The 25,975-nt window shown below is 52.9% G+C and carries 22 protein-coding genes; 1 reads left to right on the top strand and 21 read right to left on the bottom strand.

Annotation, left to right across the window (positions count from 1 at the left end; all coding sequences use genetic code 11):
* Window positions 1–19: 19 nt before the first annotated feature.
* The 21 genes from M467_RS21500 to M467_RS21405 all read right to left on the bottom strand — a co-directional run bounded on the left by M467_RS21500 (window position 20) and on the right by M467_RS21405 (window position 24,468).
* On the bottom strand, window positions 20–1,051 hold the full coding sequence (locus tag M467_RS21500; RefSeq protein WP_021066229.1) for a FecCD family ABC transporter permease: 1,032 nt from the start codon (window positions 1,049–1,051) through the stop codon (window positions 20–22).
* Window positions 1,048–2,061, bottom strand: a complete 1,014-nt coding sequence (locus M467_RS21495; RefSeq protein ID WP_034797063.1) for a FecCD family ABC transporter permease — start codon at window positions 2,059–2,061, stop codon at window positions 1,048–1,050. The genes M467_RS21500 and M467_RS21495 overlap by 4 nt, the downstream gene beginning before the upstream one ends.
* A 10-nt stretch (window positions 2,062–2,071) precedes the next feature.
* Window positions 2,072–3,109 carry an iron-siderophore ABC transporter substrate-binding protein gene (locus tag M467_RS21490; RefSeq protein WP_021066227.1) on the bottom strand — a complete coding sequence of 346 codons (1,038 nt, stop codon included), beginning with the start codon at window positions 3,107–3,109 and terminating at the stop codon, window positions 2,072–2,074.
* A gap of 135 nt (window positions 3,110–3,244) precedes the next feature.
* On the bottom strand, window positions 3,245–4,222 hold the full coding sequence (locus M467_RS21485; RefSeq protein WP_031200029.1) for a carbohydrate kinase family protein: 978 nt from the start codon (window positions 4,220–4,222) through the stop codon (window positions 3,245–3,247).
* Window positions 4,223–4,299: 77 nt separating this feature from the next.
* Window positions 4,300–5,784: a glycoside hydrolase family 32 protein gene (locus M467_RS21480; RefSeq protein WP_021066225.1), complete on the bottom strand. Its 1,485-nt coding sequence runs from the start codon at window positions 5,782–5,784 to the stop codon at window positions 4,300–4,302.
* Between the two features lie 17 nt (window positions 5,785–5,801).
* Window positions 5,802–7,043 (bottom strand): MFS transporter, encoded by a 1,242-nt coding sequence (locus tag M467_RS21475; RefSeq protein ID WP_021066224.1) that lies wholly within the window; start codon window positions 7,041–7,043, stop codon window positions 5,802–5,804.
* 157 nt (window positions 7,044–7,200) lie between these two features.
* A complete protein-coding gene (locus M467_RS21470) occupies window positions 7,201–8,181 on the bottom strand; it encodes a LacI family DNA-binding transcriptional regulator (protein WP_021066223.1) in 981 nt (326 codons plus the stop codon).
* A 187-nt stretch (window positions 8,182–8,368) separates the two neighbouring features.
* Window positions 8,369–9,313, bottom strand: coding sequence for a glycoside hydrolase family 43 protein (locus tag M467_RS21465; RefSeq protein ID WP_021066222.1), 945 nt, complete (start codon window positions 9,311–9,313; stop codon window positions 8,369–8,371).
* Complete coding sequence (locus tag M467_RS21460; RefSeq protein ID WP_021066221.1) at window positions 9,310–10,257, bottom strand: glycoside hydrolase family 43 protein; 948 nt, start codon at window positions 10,255–10,257, stop codon at window positions 9,310–9,312. The genes M467_RS21465 and M467_RS21460 overlap by 4 nt, the downstream gene beginning before the upstream one ends.
* Window positions 10,254–11,423, bottom strand: coding sequence for a sn-glycerol-1-phosphate dehydrogenase (locus M467_RS21455; protein WP_021066220.1), 1,170 nt, complete (start codon window positions 11,421–11,423; stop codon window positions 10,254–10,256). The genes M467_RS21460 and M467_RS21455 overlap by 4 nt, the downstream gene beginning before the upstream one ends.
* Window positions 11,420–12,424, bottom strand: a complete 1,005-nt coding sequence (locus M467_RS21450) for an aldose epimerase family protein (RefSeq protein WP_021066219.1) — start codon at window positions 12,422–12,424, stop codon at window positions 11,420–11,422. The genes M467_RS21455 and M467_RS21450 overlap by 4 nt, the downstream gene beginning before the upstream one ends.
* 15 nt (window positions 12,425–12,439) lie before the next feature.
* Window positions 12,440–12,679: a DUF6171 family protein gene (locus M467_RS31665; RefSeq protein WP_074036941.1), complete on the bottom strand. Its 240-nt coding sequence runs from the start codon at window positions 12,677–12,679 to the stop codon at window positions 12,440–12,442.
* A gap of 1 nt (window position 12,680) precedes the next feature.
* Window positions 12,681–14,204, bottom strand: a complete 1,524-nt coding sequence (locus tag M467_RS21445; RefSeq protein ID WP_021066218.1) for an alpha-N-arabinofuranosidase — start codon at window positions 14,202–14,204, stop codon at window positions 12,681–12,683.
* A 44-nt stretch (window positions 14,205–14,248) separates the two neighbouring features.
* Window positions 14,249–15,736 (bottom strand): L-arabinose isomerase, encoded by a 1,488-nt coding sequence (gene araA, locus M467_RS21440; protein ID WP_021066217.1) that lies wholly within the window; start codon window positions 15,734–15,736, stop codon window positions 14,249–14,251.
* Window positions 15,737–15,770: 34 nt separating this feature from the next.
* Window positions 15,771–16,469 carry an L-ribulose-5-phosphate 4-epimerase gene (gene araD / locus M467_RS21435; RefSeq protein WP_021066216.1) on the bottom strand — a complete coding sequence of 233 codons (699 nt, stop codon included), beginning with the start codon at window positions 16,467–16,469 and terminating at the stop codon, window positions 15,771–15,773.
* Window positions 16,463–18,160: a ribulokinase gene (araB, locus tag M467_RS21430; RefSeq protein WP_021066215.1), complete on the bottom strand. Its 1,698-nt coding sequence runs from the start codon at window positions 18,158–18,160 to the stop codon at window positions 16,463–16,465. Before araB ends, araD begins: the two co-directional genes overlap by 7 nt.
* Before the next feature lie 282 nt (window positions 18,161–18,442).
* Window positions 18,443–19,753 carry an arabinan endo-1,5-alpha-L-arabinosidase gene (locus M467_RS21425; RefSeq protein ID WP_021066214.1) on the bottom strand — a complete coding sequence of 437 codons (1,311 nt, stop codon included), beginning with the start codon at window positions 19,751–19,753 and terminating at the stop codon, window positions 18,443–18,445.
* A 16-nt stretch (window positions 19,754–19,769) separates the two neighbouring features.
* On the bottom strand, window positions 19,770–21,170 hold the full coding sequence (locus M467_RS21420) for an arabinan endo-1,5-alpha-L-arabinosidase (RefSeq protein WP_021066213.1): 1,401 nt from the start codon (window positions 21,168–21,170) through the stop codon (window positions 19,770–19,772).
* Window positions 21,171–21,238: 68 nt separating this feature from the next.
* Window positions 21,239–22,081 carry a carbohydrate ABC transporter permease gene (locus M467_RS21415; protein ID WP_031200025.1) on the bottom strand — a complete coding sequence of 281 codons (843 nt, stop codon included), beginning with the start codon at window positions 22,079–22,081 and terminating at the stop codon, window positions 21,239–21,241.
* 72 nt (window positions 22,082–22,153) lie between these two features.
* Window positions 22,154–23,050, bottom strand: coding sequence for a carbohydrate ABC transporter permease (locus tag M467_RS21410; protein ID WP_021066211.1), 897 nt, complete (start codon window positions 23,048–23,050; stop codon window positions 22,154–22,156).
* A 68-nt stretch (window positions 23,051–23,118) separates the two neighbouring features.
* Entirely contained in the window at window positions 23,119–24,468 is a 1,350-nt protein-coding gene (locus tag M467_RS21405) for an ABC transporter substrate-binding protein (RefSeq protein ID WP_021066210.1), read from the bottom strand.
* Window positions 24,469–24,835: 367 nt separating this feature from the next.
* Between M467_RS21405 and M467_RS21400 the strand changes: the two genes are divergently transcribed.
* The gene (locus tag M467_RS21400) at window positions 24,836–25,960 is read left to right on the top strand and encodes a GntR family transcriptional regulator (RefSeq protein WP_021066209.1); all 1,125 of its coding nucleotides are present in this window, start codon (window positions 24,836–24,838) and stop codon (window positions 25,958–25,960) included.
* Window positions 25,961–25,975 lie beyond the last annotated feature (15 nt).

Here is a 25,975-nt window from a genome sequence, read left to right as displayed (position 1 = left end):
GGATGTGGCTCATTTCTCGTTATAGCTCCCCTCTCCGGTTCATCCGGATTAAGAGATAAATCAAATACGGCGCTCCGACCATGCCGGTGATGACACCGACCGGGTAGCGGGCCGTGAAGGCGAACTGACCGATGAGATCGGCCGCGAGTACCAAGATGACCCCGACGAGTGCCGCCGGAATGATCGTCGAACGCCCGTCCCCGACGAGCCGCTTCGCAATCGGTCCTGCCAGGAACGCGACGAAGGCGATCGGTCCGGTCGTCGCCGTCGCGAGCGCCAGCATGAGCACCGAGGCGACAATGAGCAGGACGCGCGTCTGGTTCGTCTTGACACCGAGCGACGTCGCCGTCATCTCCCCGAGCTCTAAAATCTGGAGCTGTCGACTGAGCCGGAGGATGACCGGCAGACAGAGCGCGACCGCGATCATGAGCGGCGGGAGCGTCTCCATCTTCACCCCGTTCAAGCTACCGCTCAACCAGCGCATCGCCGTCCCGACATCGTTTTGGCGGCTGATGAGCAGCAGATAGTTGATGACCGCCGTCAGCATCGCTTGAATCCCGATGCCGACTAAGACGAGCCGGCCGATTGAGAAGGCGGCGCCTTTCGACAAGAAGTAGATGGCGAGTACGGTCAACAGCCCGCCGATGATTGAGATGATCGAGACGAACGTATCGCTCGCCTGTAAGACGACGATGCCGAACACGGCCGCCGCACTTGACCCGGTCGTGATGCCGATGACGTTCGGGTTGGCGAGCGGGTTACGGAGCATTGTCTGGAACACCGTCCCGGCGATTCCGAACGCGAGTCCGGCGAAGATGCCGGCGAGCATGCGCGGCAGACGGATTGTGCCGACGGCGAACGAGGCGCCCGGTACTTGTTCCCCGAACAAGACACGGATGACGTCCGCGACTGGATAAATCGTGTTGCCGAGCATGAGCATCGTCGCGCTCAACGTAAGGGCCAGCGCGAACAAGACGAGCGTCACGAAGACGGTCCGTTGCCGACGCTTGCGACTGTTATGGATGATGGGTTGAATCGATTGGTTCGTCATACGCCACGCACCTTCACTTTCATCGTCAACGCGATCAAAATCGGGGCCCCGACGAACGCCGTGACGATCCCGACTTCGAGTTCCCCGGGACTACCGAGCAACCGTCCTGCCACGTCAGCGAACGTCAATAAAATTGCGCCGGTGAGTGCCGACATTGGGATGATATACCGTTCATCCGCTCCGATGACCAAACGGACGAGGTGCGGCGCCAAGAGACCGATAAAGCCGATTGGTCCAGCCAGTGCCGTCGCCGCCCCGCACAAGATCACACCGGCGAACGAGGCAATCAATTTCAACGTGCCGATGCGGACACCAAGACCTGTGGCGAGCTCTTCCCCGAGCGCCAAGATATTGAGGGACGGTGCCGCCAAGATGGCGATGACGATACCGCCGATAAAGAACGGCAGGAACGTCATAATCGAATCCATCGTCCCGGCCCCGACGCTACCGACTTGCCAGAACCGGAACTGGTCCATGACGTTCGAGCGCGGAATCATGATGGCCATGACGAGTGACGACAAGGCCGCACTCGTCGCCGCGCCGGCCAAGACAAGTTTGAGTGGCGTCGAACCGCCCCGCCCGAGCGACCCGATTCCGAACACGAACGCCGCCGTCAAGAGCGCCCCTGCGAGCGCGAACCAGATATAGTCGCTCGCGGTCGAGATGTTGAAGAAGGCAATCCCGACGACGACGAACAGCGCCGCTCCCGTGTTGACTCCGAGAATGCTCGGGTCGGCGATCGGGTTGCGCGTCACCGACTGCATCAATGCGCCCGAGACACCGAGTGCCGCCCCACACATGAAACTGAAAACCGTCCGAACGACCCGCTGCCGGACGATGTCCGCTTCATACGACTGAACAGCCGGACGGAATAAACCGTCAAGCAGTTCATCCCATCCGACTGTCCGTGAGCCGAAAGCAAGCGAAGCGAGCATACAGACGACGAGCAGGACGAGCGACCCTACGAGGAGGAGCCCGAACCGTTTCGGCGTGTGTAACTTCTTCGGCATATTCATTTGATTACTCGACTTTCGCGAGTGCTTCTGACACGAGTTTCACGTAGTCGTCAATCGTATATTCGATCGAGAGTGGTGATGGTGTCCCAGCAGCCGCGAGCGGCGTGTTATCTTCGATCATGACGACCGAACCGCGTTTGATGGCCGGCACTTTGCTGTAGAGCGGGTCAGCTTGAAGTGCTTTCAACGTCTCTTCGTTCCCGTAGGCGACGAAGATGTCGACGTCGTTCAAGATGTCAGCGTTCTCTGAGCTGAGCTCGAGGTAGAAGCTGTTCTCATCTTTGATTTGGCTTGTGATGTTCTCAGGGTACTCCATGCCGAGTTCTTCGATGAAGGCACCGCGTGGGTCACCCGTCGTGTAGATGTAGAACTTCGAGAGATCGTCTGGGCTGAGCGCGACGAATGCCGCTTTTTTCCCTTTCATCTCCGGTACTTCAGCTGCCTTGTCAGCGATGAGTTTCTCTGTGTCTTCAATCAACTGTTTGCCTTCTTCTTCCATGCCCATGGCCATTGAGTCGTAACGAACCGTGTCCTGCCATGATGACACCCAAGGCGTCTCTTGGTATGCGACGACCGGTGCGATTTCTGTCAACGTGTCGTAATCTTCTTGCGTGATGCCTGAGTAGGCAGCAAGAATGACGTCCGGCTGTGAGTCGGCGATTGCTTCGAAGTCGAGACCGTCCGTATCTTGGTAGATGTTCGGGTTTTCTTCACCGAGGTCTTTCAACTTGTCAGCCGTCCACGGCAACATGCCGCTGCCGTCTTGGACACCGTAGTTCGCAGCCGAGAAACCGACTGGTACGACGTCGAGCGCGAGCGCCACGTCTTGGTTTGACCAACCGACCGTTGCGACACGTTCCGGCTTCTTGTCGATGACCGTCTCGCCTAACGCGTGTTTGATTGTGATTGGATAGCCTTCTGCCGTTTCAGCAGATTCATCTGTCGTGGCTGCATCTTCATTGTTCGAGCCGCATCCTGCGAGCACGAGCACGAAAGCAGACATGATGATGAACATATGTAGCATTTTCTTGTAGCTGTTCATGTCCTAGTCCCCTTTTTCTGTATGACAACGTTTTACGCCGACATTGATAATCATTATCATTTATGAGTATAGGATGAATGTCTTGACGTTGTCAATGTGAACTTCCATCTATTTTGGACAAGAAACCGCTTTTCCTTAAACGCTATGCGTGTCCAATAACGTATTGACATGGGTTTGCGTCGGTAAAACGTCAATCGCACCTTTCACTGATGCGACGAGCGCGCCAGTCGCATTGGCAAACCGTAAGACCTCTTCGCCATGACGACCTATGAATGGTTCGAGCGTAGAAACGGTCGCCTCATTCACAAGCAACTGATATAAAAATCCCCCCATAAACGCGTCGCCGGCACCGGTCGTGTCAGCGACCTTGATTGGAAACGTAGGTACCTCCCAGGTGTGATCTTTTGTATAAATCGTGGCTCCTCGCGCTCCTTTCGTGTAGAGCACGATACGCACATTGCCTTTAAACAAGGAAGCAATCGCTCGTTTTTGTTCGGGGATACCCGTGATGAATTCAAGCTCTTCTTCCGACACTTTGAGGATATGGGCGAAAGGCAGAAACTCTTGAATCGTCTGTTTGTAGACGTCTAAGTCATTCCAAAGTGAGGTGCGTACATTCGGGTCAAAACTGATGATGCCACCGGCTTGTGTCATCCATTCGATTGCACGGCGATGCGCATATTTCATCGGACTCTCGACCAAGTCGACCGACCCAAAATGAAAAATATCCTGTTGATTGAACCATTCTCTCTTCACTTCATCCTCATTCAGTAATAAATCAGCCGACGGATTTCGATAGAACGAAAAATCTCGATCGCCGTCCTCTTTTACCGAGACGAACGCTAGCGCTGTATTCGCTTCACTCGTCCGGAAGATGTGTTCGACGCCAACCCCTTTCGCTTTCAGTGTGGAAACCAAATAGTCCCCGAACGCGTCATTTCCTAGCTTTGTGATCAATGAAGATTGTCCTCCTAATGAAGCCACGACGGCAGCCACATTTGCCGGGGCCCCTCCTGCGACCCGTTCAAACGTCGTTACTTGGTCCAATGATTGTCCTTTCGTATGCGCAATCAAATCAATCAGCGCCTCACCCATACAATGAAGTTGTCTCATGTTCATTTCCATCCTTTCTCATCTTCATAAAAAGGGCCAAGCCCCACCTCGAAAGATGGATACTTGGCTCTGCATGTTTATTGTTCGTTCCACACATCGCTCAAACTCCAAACACGGCACGATTTGATGTCGACACGTCCCCCCTCGGCATAGAACGATAGACCGAGACTTGTCGGATCCGGATAAATCCGGCTCGTCATCACCGTCGTCCCACCGTTGGCGAATACTTCTACTGATGAGCGGTCCAAGAAGAGACGCAAACTGAGCACATCATCTTCCCCTTCGACCTCGACCGTTCTCACCCCATCGACGCCCACACCTGACTTCGTCCGATCGAGTGATAGTTGTTGCGTCTTCGTCGAGAACCGAATGACCGTCTCTTGCTTCCCGTCCTCACTGCGACGCAACTTGATGCCGAATGCCTCCGCCGTCACATCACGTAAGGAAAACTCAACTTCTACTTCGAGCAGCTCCTCTGTGACGTTGGTGACGATCTCTGTATCCTCGATGGTCGATAGGTCCAAGTCAAATCGTTTCGAACGAAGGGCCGTCAGCTCTTCGACCGGCTCCATCTTGATGCGGCCGTCCTCCATTCGCGTCAGCACACGAGGTAACGTCAATGCCCCGGCCCAGCCATGTTCTTTCGTCGGCATCTCCGATTCCCACATGTCCATCCACCCGATGGCGATGCGCCGGCCTTTGTCATCGAGCAACGTCTGCACGGCATAAAAATCATGTCCATAATCGAGCTCTTTAAATGCACCCCGGTCGAATGTGTTCGTCTCATAGTCGAACGACCCCGTCATGTATCCGGTCTGGAATAGGTTTTGATAACGGTCACCTTCTGGTTTCATCCCTTGCGGTGAGAACAAGAGCACGTGCTCGCCGTCGAGTTCAAAGAAGTCCGGACATTCCCACATGTATCCTTCCGTCCCATCACTCTCTCCGAGCACACCGAGATACTGCCATTCCTTCAAATCTGCCGACTTGTAGAGGATCGCCTTCCCGATGTCACCTTTTCGGGTACCGAGGACCATGTACCATTCGTCTTCGTGCTTCCATACTTTTGGATCACGGAAATGACCAGAACCGTCTTCCGGGTGCGTCGGGATAACCGGATTTTCAGGATGCTTCTCAAAGTGGATGCCGTCGGTGCTCGTGGCGATACATTGAGATTGGTCGAGAATGTCTTTCTCCTTGTCGATGAAGAGATTGCCCGTATAAATCAATGTGAGGACACCATTGTCATCGACCGCGCTCCCAGAGAAGCAACCGTCCCGCTCGTATTCCTCTGTCGGGGCGATCGCAATCGGGAGGTGCTCCCAATGAACGAGGTCTTTACTCTTCACGTGTCCCCAATGCATCGGTCCCCAATTCTCGTCGTACGGATGGTGTTGATAGAAAACGTGATACTCACCTTTGTAGTGAATCAGTCCGTTCGGGTCATTGATCCAATTGGCCGGCGCCATGATGTGATAGCCGAGCCGATACGTCGTGTCTAGTTTCGCTTTCGCTTCGGCCACCGCTTTGTCTGCCTCTGTCTGTGTTGTGTGCGTTAACATATGATCGCTCCTTTAAGTTAAATGACTTGTCCCATATCTTTTGATGTTGGTTTTTGAAGATCGGCCTTCTTCTCGTTCAATAACGTGAACATCGAGATGACCGTGAACGCGAGAACGATGGCTCCCATCGCTAAATATGTTTGTCTAAATCCGATACTGTCATAGAAGTATCCGGCAGCCGGTGACATGATCGACTCCCCGACCTGTTTGGCGAACTGGAAACCGACGAGATACAGCACCGACGATAGACGCGTATCGAAATTGGCTGCCAAGTATTTGAAGATTGCGACGAGCATAATCGGCAACTCCAAGGCGTGAATCAATTTCATCGAAGAAATCCCAATCGGCCCTTCGACGAGTCCCGATCCGACAATCCGGAACGCCATCAAGTAACCGGCAAGAATCAAGCTATTTTTTGCGCCGATTTTATTGACGACAAACGGTGCGGCAAACATCATCCCAGCTTCTAAGAATACCTGGAGTGAGTTCAAGTAGCCGAACACCTGATTCCCTTGTGCCTCTGTCGGGAAGAGCGACGAGTAATAGACCGGGAACTGTTGGTCATACACACCATATACACAAGCGACACCAATCACATACAGCATCAAATACCAAAAATCTTTCAATGTGAACAAATGACCGACGTCTTTCAATGTGACCGAGGCCGCCCGTTCCATCTCGACATCCGTGACTTCTACCTTGATGGATAAGATGATCGCGACCAAGACGATGGCCGAGACCGACGCCACCCAGAAGTTGATGTTTGGGTTGATGTTGAACAATTGCCCTGCGAAGAACGTCGCTGCAGCCCATCCGAGAGAACCCCACATTCTCGTCTTCCCGTACTCAAAATCATATTTCCGTCCTACTTTTTCAATATACGACTCGATTGCACCAATCCCGGCAAGGAAGGCCGTCCCGAGATAGAGCCCCCCGACAGCGGCACCGATGATGACGTTGTACTGAAGGAGTGGTCCGTATACATAGATATAGAACGGACCGACAAACACGAGCAGCATGCTGATGAAGAACAAAATGTTTTTCTTTAGACCAATCTTATCGGAGATGAATCCATAGAGCGGTTGCATCAACAGCGCAAAGATAGCGTTTACAGAAAAGACCAAGCCAGTCTGGGCGCCAGTCAGTTGCATCTCTTGACCGAGCCAAATCGAGAACAATGAATAACTCGACGACCAAGTGAAAAAGAAGAAGAAGAAATAGGCACTGAGTTTCCAATACAAGATTTTTGACGTTTTCATGATGGTGTCTCCCTCAAAAATAGAATGAACTACAAATTGAAAGCACTTTCAAAATCATAATATGTCAACCGCTTTCATATGTCAACCGGTTGACATATTGTTGTCACTTTTTTCTTGAATTGAAAAAACCCGCTCCTCGTAAAGAGCGGGTCGATCTTTAAGCGTCGGCGCCTTGAATCATACGGACAGGAAGTTGAATTTCTCTACCTTCGTCTGTAAATTCCCCGTCGATTTCTTTCAGCAGAAGATCGATGGCCGTCTTCGCAATCTCTTCGATCGGTTGTTGTACGGTCACGAGTTCGGGCAAGAGCGAACGGACTGCCTCGGTCCCATCATAGCCGACCACTTCAATTTTTCTAGACGAGTGTTTAGAAGCTTTCATCACGCGCATGAAGGAGGCCGCGAACAAATCGTTCGTCGCGAACACCCCATCGAGCTCCGGTTGTTCGTCAATCAACTTTTGCATGACGGCTTCTTGGCTCGTGCGATCAAAGACTTCTTCGACCTCGTACACGATCGGTTCTTGACCGTGTGCTTTCATCACGTCGAGATAGGCTTGCCGTCTGAGGCGGGCCGGGGTCTCGAGTGACCCTTCCCCATCGATTAAAGCGATGCGACGACAGCCTTTTGTCCATAAATAATCGGTCGCCAGTTTGCCACCTTGATAATTATCCGAACTAACGACCGGAATCGTATCAGATAAGTAACGGTCAATTGCCACGACCGCCAAATTTTGTTTATGGTAATCGAGAATCCCACGGTTATGTGTCCCGACGATAATGCCATCGACTTGGTTCCGGAGCAACATCTCCAAATAACGCTCTTCTTTATCGACTTGGTTCAAACTGTTGCATAGGAGTACTTTATACCCGTTCGTTGCACAATAGTTCTCAATATGGAACGTGAGCTCCCCGAAGAACGGGTTGGCCGTTGTCGGTAAAATCAAGCCGATCAAGTACGAGCGCTTATTGAACAGCGACCGCGCCACGTCGTTCGGAAAATAGTTGAGTTCTTGCATCGCCGCCTCAACTTTTGTTTTAGTCTTTTCACTGATATAGCCACGATTGTTCAACACACGTGACACGGTTGTCGGAGAAACCCCAGCCAACTTGGCTACGTCCTCAATCTTTGGTTTCATCGAATCGTTTCTCCCTTCCTAGCTCTCGCTTTCAATTATACAAAACTGTGCGCGTTGATGCAGGATTGGAGTGAATTCAGTGAAGAAAATCAGAGAGGGGATGGTGCATCTGATCAACTGTAGTTCGTGACGTCCGCTCCCGTTACATAAAAACAGACGCCCACAACGTGTGAGCGTCTGTTACTGATTAGAGCGGCTTCCCGAATTCCGGGCGCCCTTCTTCATTCCACGTGAACACTTGTGCGCGCGCATGACGGTTCGGGTCGTAGAGGGGATCTCCTTCAATTTCTGTATACGTCCGAGCATGATAGATGAGGACATCTTCTCCCTTCTCGTTCACAGTAAAGCTATTGTGACCGGGCCCGAATTGATTCACGTCAGCATTCGTCTGGAACACCGGCCGGAACGATTTCGACCACGATGCCGGGTTCAACAAATCAGCGTCGTCCGAAGCACACAACATACCCATGCAGTAGTTCTCATCGGTCGCACTCGCCGAATACGTGATGAAGATGTGGCCGTTCCGCTTCAACACGGCCGCCCCCTCATTGACGAGGAAACCTCGAGTCTCCCAATCATACTCAGGCTTCGTCAACATGACTTGTGGCAATTTAATCGTCCATGGGTTTTCGAGCTCGGCGATGTATACATTTGAGTTTCCGTCGATAGACGGGTCTTTTTGGGCCCACACCAAATAGTGAGTCCCTTTATGCTCAAACACGGTCGCGTCAAGGGCGAACGAATCCCATTCGGTCTGGACTTGCCCTTTTTCGACCCACTCCCCTTCGAGCGGATTCGTTGATTCGTTCTCTAACACGAACATGCGGTGGTCGAACAGACCGTTGACGATGTCCCGCGATTTCGCGGCCGCAAAATAGAGATACCACTTGCCATGAATGTGGTGCAGTTCAGGCGCCCAAATTAAGTCGCTCATCGGACCCGTCTCGTGTTTCACCCATGCGGTCACCGGCTCGGCCGTCCGAAGTGCTTGAAGCGACTTGGCGCGGCGTAACTCGATCAAATCATACTCAGGCACCGACGCCGTGAAGTAGTAGTAGCCATCCGTATGCAAATATACCCACGGGTCGGCCCGCTGTTCTACTATCAAATGTCGATCTTCTACTTGCTTCATCGTACAGCCTCCTCGTCACGAATCGGTCGGCCGAACACTGGGCCAGTTTCATCCCACATGAACGGTTGGACACGCGTATGTCGGTTCGGGTCCCAGAGCGGGTCCCCGACGATTTCTTTATAGTTACGGGCATGATAGACGAGGATGTCCGTCCCGTCATCTAGCGTCGTAAAACTGTTGTGACCCGGTCCGAATTGACTGGCCGCTTCATCGGTTCCGAAGACCGGGTCCGGATGTTTCGTCCAACTCGCCGCGTCCAATAAATTACTCGTCCCCTCAGCGCGCAGGAGGCCCATACAGTAGTGATGGTCCGTCGCACTCGCAGAGAACGTGATATAGATGTGACCGTTCCGCTTCAACACGGCCGGCCCTTCGTTCACGAGGAAACCGACCTTCTCCCAGTCATACTCCGGCGTCGCAATCATCGTCTGTGGCCCCGTGAGTGTCCACGGGTTCGCCATCTCCGAGATGTAGAGGTTCGAGTTGCCATCGATGGACGGGTCTTTTTGGGCCCATACATAATAGAGGCGCCCCTCGTGCTCGAACGTCGTCGCATCAAGCGCGAACGATTCGCACCAAGTCCGGACCTGTCCTTTTTCAATCCATTCCCCTTCGAGCGGATTCGCCGAGCTATTCTCGAACACATACATCCGATGATCGAAGACGTGATCTTCTCGCGCGGCCGCAAAATAGAGGTACCATTTTCCTTGGATGTGATGTAATTCCGGGGCCCAAATGTTCGCACTCATGATACCCGTCTCACGTTTAGTCCAGACGACTCGTTCGTCGGCCTCGGTCAAGGCGGCGAGCGTCTTAGCTCGACGGAGCGGGATGCCCGTGAAGTCTGGCAACGAGGCCGTGAAGTAATAATAGCCATCTGTATGGCGCATGATCCATGGGTCCGCTCGTTGTTCCACTAGCGGATTTGTGATCGTCTCTCTCATAAAGAACGCTCCCCTACCTCAGATTCTGTTCGGTTCAAACTCATATGTTTTAACAGTGTGTGTCGTTCTCTCAAACGGTACGCCTCTCGCTTGCTACTCGCTAATAAGAGCGAGGAGACCCCGATCTCATCCGGCCGCAGCGGTGCCTGTAACGCGTGGAAGATGTGTTCGAGCTCTTGGCTTGTCGGCATCTGCTCGGCCCATGCCCGTAGCGCGTCCGGCGTGTCGGGCCGTTCGAGCATCATTGTTTTATAGGAATCGATGAGTTCCATCGTGGCGATGGCGACTTTCGTTCCATGGAGGACCGCCGGACGATGGTTGGCGATGAAATCCATCTCCCAATAGTGGGACAAGTGATGCTCACCACCGGAAGCTGGATGCGAATGACCGAAAATCAACATGGCGACTCCGGACAACAACAGCGACTCCATCAGTTGATCCAACCCGTCCGCGTCTCGTTTATAGATGGCAGGCAAGGCGTTCACACACGATTGTAACGCCTGCTCCGTCAACGATGCGGCGACCGGACAAAACGGTTCACCGCCGTCAAATGCTCCGAACCGCCAATCCAACAAGGACGTGTATTTCCCGAGCATATCGCCGACCCCGGCTGCGACCAACGCGTCGGGTGCCTTTCGAATCACCTGACTCGGGACGAACACGGCAATCGGGGACACGAGCTGGTACGTGATTTTTTTACCTCTCACAATGAGGGGGGCTCCTTTCGACGTGAAGCCATCCACTGACGGCGCGGTCGGCACCGAGATGAACGGTACTTTCGTTTTGGCCGCACAGAACCGGGTGACGTCATGAATCGTGCCGGCACCTAGCGCAATGAGCGCGTCGACGGTTTCATCTTGTTGAAGCAATACTTGTACGACCGAGCGTTCCTCCGCCAAGACGTCGCCTTGCTCATCCGCTTGGAGCGAGACGAGCGACACATCGACTCCGATGTCCGTCAAGGCTTCTCGTAGCGGGAGAAACCCGACGTGCTCGGTATTCATGTCGGCGACGACGAGGAGGTGGTTCCACTCTTTTTCGTGGACGAACGCAGCCAATTCGACCCAGACGTGTTCGGACGCGACCATCCGTTCAATCGTGATCGCGTGATGGGGATTCCCGCAATCACAAGCTTGTACGTGTTCGTTAATCTGTTCGAGGTTCATCGGCTGACTCCTGTCTCAACGCGGTACGTCGTTTGCCAACGGTACGTGTTCCCTGCCTTCAAGCGAATCGACGGGAACGTCTCGTGGTGAACGGCATCAGGGAGGTGTTGCGGCTCCAGACAGACGCCGTAGTAACGTCTCGACGTCCCTTCACGCAATGAAGTCGTCTCGTTCATCTGATTGCCCGAATAGAGGACGATGGCGGGGGCCGTCGTCGAGATCGTCAACTCTCGCTGTGACGCTCGCTCATAGAGTCTCGCTTCCCGTCGCCCCGCGAAGACGAACGGATGGTCATAGCCGTTGACCAATTCGTTTTGTGGATGGGTTGACTCGAGACCGTCCGCCAAGACACGACCAGACCGGAAATCAAACGCTGTCTGATCGACTTCAAGCAAGCGACCCGTCGGAATCAAATCATCCCGCAGCTCAGCGAACGTGTCGGCGGACAACGTAAGCTCATGGTTCAAGATATCCCGCTCACCTCCGCTCAAGTTGAAATACGTGTGGTTCGTCAAATCACACACCGTATCTTGATCAGAGGTCGCCTCGTATGTGATGGTGACGCCGTGGTCGACCAGTTCGAACGTGGCGCGGACATCGAGTGCCCCGGGATATCCGTTCTCTCCGTCCGGGCTGACGTAATGAAGCGTCACACGGTCGGACGTTCTCTGTTCGACCGTCCAGACGCGACGGTGCAACCCTTCTCCGCCGTGAAGGTGATGGACACCTTCATTTGCGGGCACGTGATACGTCACACCATCCAGGTCGAACGTACTCTGGTCGATCCGTCCGGCGACCCGTCCGATCGTCGCACCCAAATAATACGTGTCCTGCATGTACGCCTCGACTGTGTCGTACGACAAGACGATATTTTTCCAGCCATCGTCCTGAATCGAAAATTCTTGCAACGTCGCTCCGTAAGTCAATATGTTCAATCGATACACATCGTTCTCGAGCGTGATCGTCGACTCGTCAATCGCTGTTTCTAGTTGCCGCTTCATGACATCCACTCCTTTTTACCAAACGTTCACTGGGCAGTGCTTCGTCGCGAGTCGTGCCCGATACGAGACGTAACACCCACATTTCAAGCAAGTATCTTGTTGCTGGAACGGGCAAGCCGCGCAATGGGTGAGGCGCGCCTCGTATTCCGTATCCGACACCTGCTCCATGACTTCCGCATCGATGGTCAACAGCCAGTCTTGGTCTGTCGCTTGCGGTGTACAGGTCCGACATCGCCGCGTCTCCGCCACTGTCATCTCAGCGGACCGCGATGGTGATGACGCTCATCGCCGGCACATCGAGGACGAGCTTGCCGTCTTCCGTGACTGTCACATCATGGTCCTGTGGTGAGACGAGGTCAGGCTGTTCGAACGTGTTATGGGCGTTCAAATGGTCTGCCGTCAAAATCCGGGCCGACACGCCAGAGATGGCGCCGATTCCCCGCAAATCGATTTCGACCGTATCGCCTTGCTCGTGGTCGAGTTGGCAGAGGCTGATGTGGAGCACACCTTCCGCATTTCGCGAAGCAGTGGCGTTCACGGCCGGAATGGCTTCATCTTTGGCCACGTAATCGCGTGTGTGTGCGGCGAGTTCGACGCGTTCGGCATCTTGGTGGACGCTGTACATCTCGAACACATGGTATGTCGGCGTGAGGATGAATCGGTCTCCTTCCGTCAAAATCATAGCCTGCAACACGTTGACCATTTGAGCGATGTTCGCCATATGAACGCGGTCGTTATGGTTATGGAAGATGTTGAAGTGGACCGCAGCTACGAGTGCATCCCGAATCGAGTTTTGTTGATACAAGAAACCTGGGTTCGTCCCCGGCTCCACATCGAACCAAGTGCCCCACTCGTCGACGATCAAGCCGACACGTTTTTCTGGGTCATACTGGTCCATGATCTGGCCGTGTTTCGTGATCAACTCGTCCATATGGAGGGCGCGCTTCAACGTGATGAACCATTCGTCCTCCGTGAAATCGAGAGCCGATCCTTTGCCCAACCAGAAGTCACCTGGGATCGTGTAGTAATGGAGGCTGAGCCCGTCCATCATCGTCCCTGCTTCCCGCATCAGGACCTCTGTCCATTTATAGTCGTCGATGTTCGCCCCACCGGCGATTTTATAGAGTTTATTGCCATCATAGTTGCGGACGTACGTCTGGTAGCGGCGATACAGGTCCGCGTAATATTCCGGGCGCATGTTGCCGCCACAGCCCCAGTTCTCATTCCCGACGCCGAAGTACGTGAGTTCCCACGGCTCGGTCCGGCCGTTCTTTTGTCGCCAGTTCGACATCGGTGACTCGCCACCGAACGTCATGTACTCTACCCATTCCGACATCTCTTGCACCGTCCCGCTTCCAACGTTCCCACAGATGTACGGTTCACACTCGAGCAGTTCACAGAGGCGCATGAATTCATGGGTGCCGAAGTGGTTGTTTTCGACGACCCCGCCCCAATGCGTGTTGACCATCCGTTTTCGGTTCTCGTTCGGACCGACCCCGTCCTTCCAGTGGTACTCGTCGGCAAAGCAGCCGCCCGGCCAACGGAGGACCGGAATGTTCAATTTTTTCAAGGCGGCGAGCACGTCGTTGCGAATGCCATCCGTGTTTGGAATCGGCGACTCAGGACCGACCCAGAGCCCTTCATAAATACAACGACCTAAATGCTCGGCGAAGTGACCATAAATGTGCTTGCTGATCGTCCCCTTGGTTAAGTCGGCATTGACGATGAGCTGTGTCGTCCCTGTCGTCACGTGCGTCGGTTTGATGAGTTGGTTGTTCATTGTATCTCCTCCATGAAGAAGGGCCAACGAAGTGGCCCTTTAGATTATGGTCGATAGTAAAGTTCGTTCCAACGTAGTTCGTTGTTGAATTGGACCGTCTCCGTCTTGGCGTCGATGACCGCGATTTCAACGTCGAGCAGTTCCGCGAAGTCCCGCAGTTGGTCGGTCGTCACTTCATACGAATAACAGGTGTGGTGCGCCCCACCGGCTTGAATCCAGTTTTCGACCGCTTGCGCCATCGAAGGTTCTGTTTTCCAAAGAACGCGTGCGACCGGCAAGTTCGGCATCGCCTCTTCCGGCTGAATGCCTTCGACCGTGTTGACGAGAAGACGGAAGCGATGGCCGAGATCGATGATACTCGCGTTCAACGCCTTGCCGCTCTGTCCTTCAAAGACGATCCGGGCCGGTGCTTCCCGGTCGCCGATACCAAGCGGATGGACTTCGATTCTTGGTTGATCGACCGCAATCGTCGGACAAATCTCTAACATGTGGGCGCCAAGCACCATCTCGTTGCCCGGCTCGAAGTGGTACGTGTAATCTTCCATGAACGAGGTCCGCTCGTTGTTCGCCATGATTTTCATGAGACGGACCAACGCCGCGGTCTTCCAGTCACCTTCTCCGGCAAAGCCATAGCCTTGCTCCATCAAGCGTTGGACGGCGAGACCCGGCAACTGCTTCATGCCATGCAAGTCTTCGAACGTCGTCGTGAAGGCGGTATAGCCGCCTGCCTCGAGGAAGGCTTTCATACCGAGTTCGATGCGACCCTGGTAACGGACCGAGTCGAGGAACTCCTCTTCTGCCATCCCTTTGTTCGTCAGCTCGTAACGAGACGCGTATTCGTCCATCAGCGCTTCGAGGTCCGTGTCGGTCACAGCGTCCATATATGCGACGAGATCACCGACACCATATCCGTCCACCGTCCAACCGAGGCGAATCTGCGCTTCGACTTTATCGCCTTCCGTCACGGCGACGTTACGCATGTTGTCACCGAAACGAGCCACTTTTAACACTTTGCTTTCGGCCAACGCATGAGCGACTTTCATCCAACTCGCCATCTTGCCGCGTGTCGTCTCGTCTTCCCAGTGCCCGACGAGCACTTTGCGTTTGACGTTCATCCGGCTCGTGATAAAGCCGTGTTCCCGGTCGCCGTGCGCCGATTGGTTCAAGTTCATGAAGTCCATATCGATCGCATCCCAAGGGATGTCACGGTTGAACTGTGTCCCGAAATGGAGCAACGGTTTTTGCAGGACGCGCATGCCACTGATCCACATCTTCGATGGCGAGAACGTGTGCATCCAGGTGATCACGCCCGCGCATGAGTCGTCCGCATTCGCTTGAAGCATCATTTGACGAATCTCTTCTGCGTTTTTGACGACGCCTTTGAAGACGATCCGGTCGCTGAAGACGTCGGCCGCATCGAGTCCGGCCACCATCTCTTTTGAATGATCCTCCACTTGCCGAAGCACGTCTTCACCGTAAAGCATTTGGCTTCCTGTCACGAACCAAAATTCATATGTTTTTGCTGTCAACATCCAAAGTCCCCCTAATGTGAGGGCGAAGTTCCGGTCATTTTTGGCCGTAGTATGCGTTCGCCCCATGTTTTCGCAAATAGTGTTTATCTAAGATGCTCTGTTTAATCGGTGTCAGGCCAGGGTTCAAGTTCAAGGCGTGAAGTCCCATCTTCGCGACTTCCTCGAGGACGACCGCATTGTGGACCGCCTCATTCGCGTCTTTGCCCCAGCAGAACGGTGCGTGGTTGGCCACGAGCACGCCGGGTACGGCGACCGCTTCGAGCATTAACTCGTCGAGCGTCTCTAAAATGACGTGTCCGGTCTCGAGTTCATACGCCGTTGCGATCTCTTCGTCTGTCAATTCCCGAGTGCACGGAATCTCGCCATAAAAGTAATCGGCGTGTGTCGTTCCGAACGCCGGAATCGCCCGCTTCGCCTGTGCCCAGCTCGTCGCCCATGGCGAATGGGTATGCACGACCCCGCCAATCTCTGGGAGAGACCGGTAGAGCGCGAGATGGGTCGGTGTGTCTGATGAGGGACGAAGCTCGCCTTCGACGACGTTACCCTCCAAATCGACGACGACCATGTCTTCCACGGTCAATCGTTCGTAAGGGACACCGCTCGGCTTGATGACGACCAATCCTGAGTTACGGTCGATGCCGCTGACGTTGCCCCACGTGAATGTGACCAAGCCGTGTTGCGGGAGGGCCAAGTTCGCTTCGAGCACGGCTTCCTTCAAATGACGGCTTACCATACCGGCTCCTCCTTCACGCGTGACGCGTCGGCTTTGATTTTTTTCAAGCGTTTCATCACATCGTTTTCACCGCGACCGAAGTAGTCGTATAGTTTCGTGTATTCGGCGAACAAAGCATCATACGTCGCGACGTTTTCCGTGATCGGCTTGTACGTCTCTTCTTTGACACGGCCCATCTTCGCTGCCGCTTCCGTGATTGTGGCGTAACCGCCTCGCTCCGCACCAGCCGCCACCGCTCCGAACATGGCCGACCCGAGGGCAGGCGTTTGCGAGGAGGCGGAGATTTTGATTTCCATGTTCAACACGTCCGCATAGATTTGCATCATGAGGGCGTTCTTCTCGGCGATCCCGCCGGCTGCATATACTTCATGCACAGGGACACCGCTGTTCCGGAACGCTTCTACAATCGTCCGTGTCCCATACGCTGTCGCTTCAATCAATGCCCGGTAAATGTCTTCTGGTTTCGTGAGCAATGTCGCTCCGAGGAGGACACCCGTCAAATTCGTATCGACGAGCGTTGATCGGTTCCCGTTCCACCAGTCGAGGGCGACGAGACCGCTCTCCCCGACACGTTGCCGGGCTGCTTTCTCCGTCAACAACTGATGGATGCCGATACCTTTCAAGGCGGCCTCTTCGACGTAATGTCCTGGGACACACGTCTCGGTGAACCATTCAAAATGGTCCCCGACACACGATTGGCCAGCTTCATAGCCCATCAATCCTGGGATGACGCCGTCTTCGACGACACCGCACATGCCTGGGACGACCTGTTCGTCTTCACCGAGCAAGATATGGCACGTCGATGTGCCCATGACCATCAGCATCTTGCCAGGTTCGGCGATTCCGACAGCCGGTACCGCCACGTGGGCGTCGACGTTCGCGACCGCGACGGCCGTGCCTGGAAGGAGTCCGATTCGCGCGGCGAACGCCTCCGTCAGTTCACCCGCCTTGGACCCGATTGGCGCGATGTCGCGAGAGAGTTTCTCTTCGACGACGTTCTCTAGCCGCGGGTCGAGCGCTTTAAAGAATTCGTTCGACGGGTAACCGTCTTGTTTATGCCAAATGGCTTTATATCCAGCTGTGCAACTGTTCCGAACGACGCGACCTGTCATCTGGGAGACGACCCAATCCGTCGCTTCTAGAATCTGGTCCGCTTCTTCATAAATGGCCGGCGCTTCGTTCAGGATTTGCCACACTTTCGGGATCATCCACTCCGATGAGATTTTCCCGCCGTATCGTTTCAAGAAAGCTTCGCCCCGTTCGGCCGCGATGCGGTTCAACTCGTCCGCCTCGTCTTGCGCGGCGTGATGCTTCCAAAGCTTCACGTAGCTGTGCGGGTTTTGCTGATGTTCCTCGCGGAAACAAAGTGGGTTCAAGTGTTCGTCAATCGGTAAAATCGTGCAGGCTGTGAAATCGATACCGAGTCCTACGACTTGGTCAGCCGTGATCCCCGCCTCTTTGACGACGGCCGGGATGGTGAGTTCTAACACTTCTAAATAGTCTTGTGGATGTTGGAGCGCCCAATCATGCTCGAGACGGGTCACCCCGTCCGGTAAATATTCATCCATGACGCCATGTGTGTACGGTTTGACCGCGGTCGCCACTTCTCGACCTGTCGCTACGTCGACGAGGACCGCACGTCCTGATTGCGTCCCGTAGTCGACGCCGATTGTATAGTTGGCCATATTCATCACCCTACCTCCAAAAGAATGCGCTTACATATAGGATGAAAAAAAATAAAGTGTGTGGGCACTCCTGTCTTTTTCATCCGTACAACTATTCAAATACCGTGCCTGATTCGTACAGAAAACAAAAAGATACAATCAAGTTGTACGTATAACTTACACCTTGATTGTATCAACTATTTTAAATTAATCAACTGTTTTCAGTATTTTATTCGAACATTTTTGCGTTAGTTCTGAAAAAACTGTGACACGCATCTTTAAAGAGAATGCGATAAGTTGTACGGATATTTATAGTTGTTTGCCAATAAAGACTCGCCCTTGGTCAGACAGTCCCGCGAACACGAGCGTCTCTCGCCAATTCTCCCAGTCCCAACCCGGTAACACATGCCAAGTGATTCCTTCAGGACCGTAGAGTTTGATGGTCGTATCCGTCAGCTTCTCATAACGCCCTCGTTCGCCGTCCTCTGTCACGAACGTCCCGTCAGCTAGAAGTTCAATCTTATTCGAAGGCAGGACGCCATGTTTCGTCCGGTCCATGTAGATCCACTCCCACTCCCCGACGAGCTCTTCCATCTCGATGGGCCGTTCCTCTTCCCCGGCATATCGTTGCGGAGACACGAGCGGCCAGCCCGATTCCGTCCAGATGATTTTCCGGATATGCAGTTCATGCCAGTGCGGGTCTTGCTCACCTCTGACGTGATGGACGAGATAATCCTTGTCGCCGTCCTGCAAGACGGAGTTATGACCAGGACCAACCCAACCTTCCCCAGCCCCGAACCGATAGCCCCCTAGAATCTTCATGCCGACTTGTTGCGGGTCGATCTCGAGGTCGGTCATGACGTTCCCATCAAAATCGACGTACGGTCCGGTGATCGAAGTCGAGCGGGCCACACGGATGTGATAGTCCTTGAACAAGGAGTCGTACGAGACGAACAAGTAATAATGGCGATCCGCCTCCCGGTAGACGATATACGGTCCCTCGATTGCCCCTTCAACGCTTTGGTGACGTTTCGCAATCAACGTCTCCTCACTCCCCGGGCGTTTCTTCCCCGTTTCCGGATCGACCGGGAACACATACAGCCCACCGAAGAAGCTGCCGTAGACGAGCCACGGTTCTCCTTGCGCATCGAACGTGATATTCGGATCGATCGCATTCGGCCCCGATGTCCCAGCCTCGCTCTTCACGACGAGCCCGCGATCCTGCCAAGGCCCGTCTATCGTTTCCGCACTGGCGACACCGATATACGACTGCGTCTGTCCAAATTGTGAAGCCGCGTAGTACATGACATAGCGACCACCCATGAACACGACTTCCGGCGCCCAAAGCCCTGGCGCCCCCGTCCATTCCACAGCCTCGTGCGGAAGTTCTTCAAGCGCCAAGCCGACGTATTCCCAATGGATCAAGTCAAGTGAGCGACGCACTTGAATCCCGCCGTTGATGTGATGTCCGTGGGCGGCGTCCGTCGAGAACACGTAATACCAGTCCCCGACTTTGATTGACGCCGGATCGTGGGCGTTGTGTGTGCCCCACATCGTTTCGTCCGTCAATCGTTCTAACACATAACGTTCTTCTCGTTTCGGACCGTTCAGCTTTTGCATGTTTCCGTTTCTCCTTTTATCGTTTTTTGCCCCATACGGCGGTGCCGTCCTCGCTCAGACCTGTGAAGATGATCGTCGGTTTCCAATTCTCCCAGTCCCACGCCGCTCCGACTTGCGTCTCATACGTCTCTTGCCCGACTTCGACCTCGAGGACCGAGCCGTTCAATCGCCAAGACCCGTCCCCGTTTTCGAGCTTCCCGTCTCGTTTCAACGTCAACGTGCTCGAGGCTTGCTGCCCATCGTCGAATCGCGGGAACGTGATGACGTCCCAGTCCCCGACCAGATGGGCGTCGTCGACCTCGACGTCTCCTTCGCCTGCATAGCGCTCGGGCGAGACGACCGGCCAACCGTCTTTCGTCCAATACACTTTTCGGACGTGCAACTGGGACCAATAGATGTCTTCACTCGGTCGCGCCTGATGCAACACGAACGTGTCAGTCCCGTCTTGTAAGAATGCCGAGTGCCCGGTCCCGACGTATCCGTCATCTCCTTCGAAACGATACGGACCCACGATTTTCACGCCCGTATCAAATGACTCATCCGATTCGTCCCGTAAGTCTCGACCACGCGAGTCGACGTACGGTCCCGCGATTGACTTCGAGCGACCGATTCGGACGTTGTACGTATCTTCTAACCAACCATACGACACCATCAAGTAGTAATAGCCTGTCTCATCGTTGTATAAGATTTCCGGTCCTTCGATGCCCATCGACATGTCTTTCCGTTTGGCGAGCAGCGTTCCTTCTGACGATTCGTCCACTCGCTTCCCGGTGCCTGGGTCAATCTCCGTCAAAAGGATTCCCCCAAAGTACGACCCATACGTCATCCACCATTTGCCTGACGCATCTTGCGTCACATGAGGGTCAATCGCGTTGGCGACACCCCCGTCCCCGTCTTTCGACGTCACGACGGCACCCTCGTCTTCCCAAGGCCCTTCGATCGTTGACGCGGTCGCTAGCCCGATGTACGACGTGCGGCTCCCGACCCCTGATACGGAATAGTACAGGTGGAACCGATCTCCAATTTTTGTGATTGCCGGGGCCCAGAACGTATTCCCACCGGCCCAAGCGAACGCCTCTTCAGACACTTGATCGAACACACGGCCGACGAACTCCCAGTGAATGAGATCGGTCGATTTACGAATTTGAATGCCGGGCGTCGGAGGACTACCCACCATGTAATCCGTCGAGAAAACGTAGTACGTGTCACCATCTTTAAAGATTGCCCCGTCATGCGTGAAGTTCGTCGTCCACTCGCTCTCTTTGTTGAGCACGTCTGGCGTCACATCTTCCACTTTTTGATCAAACGGCGCTTTCGGGAGTGGCAACTCATCGATTGATGCACTCGTCGTCTGCCAGAAGAAAACACCTCCGACCGCGACGATGAGCAACGCCATCCAGACCATCATTTTTTTCATGTCAATCTCCTTTCTCCATCAAAAAGGCACCCGCCTAAAAAAGACGGGTGCCTTTGTCCTGTCACACCTCAGCCCTTCACACCAGAAATTGCAATCGACTCGATGATCTGTTTTTGGAAGATCATGAAGACGATTAACATCGGGAGTAACGCCACGACGGACGCGGCCATGATTAACGGATAATCACTTTGAATTGCATACGATGCGTTAAAGTTCGCGATGACAAGTTGAAGCGTCTGTTTCTCCGGCGAGTTCAAATACAGAATCGGTCCGAGATAGTCGTTCCAGATTGCCATGAACCAAAGAATCAATTGCGCGGCCACGGCCGGTTTGATCAATGGGAAGATAATCTTGTAGAAGATTTGGAAGTACGAGCAGCCATCAATCTTGGCCGCCTCGATAATCGAGTTCGGGATGCTGTTCAAAAATTGGCGCAAGAAGAAAATCATGAAAATGTTCCCGAACAGTCCCGGTACGATCAACGGTAACAGCGTATCTACCCAGCCGATGCTCGAGAACATCATGAACTGGGGAATCATGAGCACCGGGTATGGGATCATGACGGAAGCGAACAAGAGCAGGAAGATTTTATTCTTGCCTCTGAAGTTCAACTTCGCGAAGGCGAACGCCGCCAAGCTCGACGTGAACGTCCCGACGATCGTGACGGATAACGCGACGATCAAACTGTTCGATATCCCGGACAACAGCGGACCCATGCTCCAAATTTCCGTGTACTTGCTAAACGAAATATCGGTCGGAATCCATACCGGCGGGAGTGCGAACACATCCTCTTTTGACTTTAGCGACGTCGATACCATCCAGAGCAGCGGCGCGATCATGACGACCGCTCCGATGGACAGGAAGATAAAGATGAAGAAATCCGTGATCCGGTCCTTCTTCTTCACCGACATCGTTTCCACGTTCTCTTTTTTCCGTGAGAGAGCTAATTGCATGGTCATTCTCCTTTCCTATACGCGAATCGCTCAATCAAGATCGAACGATGATTTTTCATTCATCCGGAATTGGAGCAAAGTGACGATGAAAATGAAGAGCCCGAGGACGAGCGCCATCGCCGAAGCGTAACCGAGTTGGAAGTTCCCGAACGATTTTTGCCAAATGTAGAAGACCGCAGAGGCAGACGAGTACTCCGGACCCCCGGTTGGTGTCATGACGTTGATTTCTGTGAAGATTTGCGCCCCACCGATGATGTTCGTCACGATGATGAAGAACGTGACCGGTTTGACCATCGGGAGCGTGATGTGCCAAAAGCTTTGCCACGCGTTGGCTCCATCGAGTTTTGCTGCTTCATAAAATGATTTCGGGACACTTTGGAGCGCCGCCAAATAAAGGAGCATCGTGTAGCCAAGCCCTTTCCAAATCGCCATGAGAATGAGCGCCGGTTTGACGGTATCGGTATTTTGAAGCCAGTTCGGCCCGTCGATGCCGATCAACGCCAAGAATTGGTTGACCAATCCATAGTCCCCGTTGTACGCCCATTGCCACAAAATCGAGACGGCGGCAATCGACGAGATGACGGGAATGTAGTAAATCACGCGGAACGTGTCTGTCCCAAAAATCTTTCGATTCAACGCGAGGGCAAGCAGCAGCGCGAGGACGATGCCGATCGGAATCCCAATCATCATGAAGAGCGTGTTGTACATCGACTTATAAAAGTATTCATCTTGGAACAAGTTAACGAAGTTCTCAAACCCGATAAATTTCATTTGACCGAGACCGTTCCAATTCGTGAAGGCGCCGTAAACGGAATACATCAACGGTACGAACGCGAAGAGAAAGAACCCAATGACCGGTGCCGCAACGAACAAGTAGGCGTACCGCTGTTCAGTTCGATATAACTTTGAAATCGATTTTGTTTTCATTGTTCTTCCATCCTTTCAACGTCAGAGACGCGGGTGGCGAACATCGCCACCCCGTTTCGACTCTCTGATCAGTTCGCCTGTTTCTCTTGTTCGATCGCCGCATCGAGCAATTTCTGCATCTTCGGCTGCGCCGTCTTCACATAGTCTTCGACCGATGTTTTACCGTCGAGGACAGGCTGGATGTTTTTGAAGAACTCGTCGTACCATTCTGCCGTGTATGTTTTCTCAGCCGGGAAGCCGCGGCCATAATCGTTGATTAAATCAAGGAACTCTTGTTTGTTTTCTGGTTTGATTGACGTATCAGCCGCCCAGTTGTCTGCGATTTCCATACTGTTCGGCAATTGGACTTGCGCGTCTACGAGCGCTTGTTGCCCTTCTTGGTCGGCAGACAAGTACATGGCCAACTCTGCCGCTTCCTCTTTATGTTTCGTCGTCGACCCAACGCCAATCCCGAGCGACCCAACCCATCCCGACGCTTTACCGGTAGAACCAGCTGGCCATGGGAGTAAGTCGTACTCGAATTTCAACTGTTCTTTAAATGCCGCCATATCCCACGGTCCGACCGGGAAGAAGGCGAGCTGACCTTTCAACCAACGTTGGTACGTGTCGAGCGTCTGTGTTTCGCCGATTGACGGTGTGATCCCATGTTTCAACTGTTGATCGACGAAGAATTGCAACGCTTCGATGAACTTCGGATCATCGATTGTCACTTTCGTACCATCTTCATTGATCCAGTCTGCTCCATTACTCCAAACGAACGGTTGAAGGGCCCAGTTCACGTTGAAGCCAGTGCCGTACTGATCCATCTTCCCGTCACCGTTCGTGTCTTTCGTCAACTGTTTGGCCACGTCCACGAACTCGTCCCATGTATATGGTTTGTCTTTATCCGGAAGCGGGATGCCCGCATCTTCGAACATTGTCTTGTTGTAGCCGAGTGCGAACGGACCTAAGTCTTTCGGTAGCCCGTAAATCGCGCCTTCTCCGAGCGTCTTCCCATCGAAACGATATTTGTCGACACCCTTCTCCCAAATGTCGTCCAACTTGACGTCTTCTGAAGTTTCAACCGCTTCAGTGATATCGAGTAGAACCCCCGAGTTTACATAGGCTTTCACTTGGGCAGGATTATAGAAGAAGACGTCCGGGATTTTGCGGCCTGCGATGGCCGATTTGAGTTTCGTATCGTACTGATCCGGCGCCGTCTGGACCATCGTCACCTTCACGTCTTTATTGGCTTCTTCAAAACGTTTCACCGTCGCTTGATAGGCTTTTAACTCTTCTGGATTTCCACGGAACATAAATGTCAGTTCAACTTTTCCATCCGCGCCTGCCTCGTCTCCCGAACAGCCGGCGAGCGCAAAAGAAGTTGTCATCAGTGCTGACATCGTCAACGCAAACATTTTTTTCGATTTACGATTCATTGTGAATTCCTCCATCAATTTATATTCATGTGCAAAGCATGATAAAGATGTACGTACATGTTGAGTTAAATAAAAAAGCAAACTGTATAATGAAGCCCACACAACACTATACATTTACTAGCCAATAAACCGATATAATTGGTAATGAAAGCGTTTTCTGTACAATTCGAGTCTATTACACACGTTCGGACATGTCAATTCGATTTTTATGTATTTTCATATTTCATCCGTACATATTCATAGAAAATTCAGATGCTTTTTTTGCTTATTCATAGTAAACGGTACATTTGTTTGTTAATATGGAAGTAAGATCATATCTTGTACGTATGAGTTGTTCGACGTACATGAGAGAAAGCAGGGACGCCAGATGGCACAACGCACAAAGTACAATATGGTCAAAGATCATATTCTTGAATGGATAAAAGATGGAACGGTAAGACCCGGCGAAAAAATTCCTTCTGAAAATGAATTGGTCCAATCATTTGGAGTGAGCCGTCATACGATTCGACAAGCTGTAGGAGAACTCGTAAACGAAGGTTATCTTTACCGTGAACAAGGCTCGGGCACGTATTGTTCCCCGGTCCTCCCGACCTCGACTCCCCAGACGATCGAACGTTTAGGAAATGGTAAAAACATCGGGGTCATCACGACTTACATGTCTGACTATATCTTCCCGTCTATCATCCGGGGGATTGAATCCCACTTGGCTTCAAAAGGATATACGTTGACCTTATCTTGTACGGATAACAACGTCGAGAAAGAACGGCAGTGCCTCGAGATGATGTTAGATCGTCAAATTGATGGGTTGATCGTCGAGCCGACGAAGAGCAGTAGCTACAATCCGAACATCAAATATTATTTAGAACTCGAACAACAGCATACGCCGTATTTGATGATTAACCAATACTATTCGCAGTTGACGCCTCCTTATTTGATTATGGATGACGAGAAAGGTGGATTCTTGGCTGCCGAACATCTCATCAAACTTGGCCATGAGCGCATCATGGGACTCTTCAAAACAGATGACCTTCAAGGGGTCCATCGGATGCGCGGCTTTATACGCGCGTTCCGAGAATACAATCTCCCCCTAGAGCCAGAATTAATTATAACGTATACGACAGAAGAACTTGTGCCTTCTTTTTATGACGTGATTCATCAAGTGTTCGAGAACGCGGACGAACGGCCGAGTGCAATCGTCTGTTATAACGACCAACTCGCCCTTAACGTGTTGGACCAGTTGAGAAATCTACGCCTCTCTGTCCCGCAAGACGTCTCACTCGTCGGATATGACGACTCGGTGCTTGCCGTCGCGACAGAGGTGAAGCTGACTTCGATCATCCACCCGAAGCAAGAATTGGGTCGTGCCGCAGCCGAGTGGATTATCGCGGCTGTCGAGAAAAAGGACACGCCGCCGTCACATACGTATGAACCTGAATTGATCGTTCGCAACTCGACTGCACCCTATAACCGTCTCGAATCTAAATTAGGCTGATTCTCTGCTAACTTC

The organism is Exiguobacterium chiriqhucha RW-2 (genome assembly GCF_000416965.1).
Taxonomy (GTDB): domain Bacteria; phylum Bacillota; class Bacilli; order Exiguobacteriales; family Exiguobacteriaceae; genus Exiguobacterium; species Exiguobacterium chiriqhucha.
The sequence above is the reverse complement of the archived record's forward strand: the minus strand, read 5'-3'. Positions and strand labels throughout refer to the sequence as shown.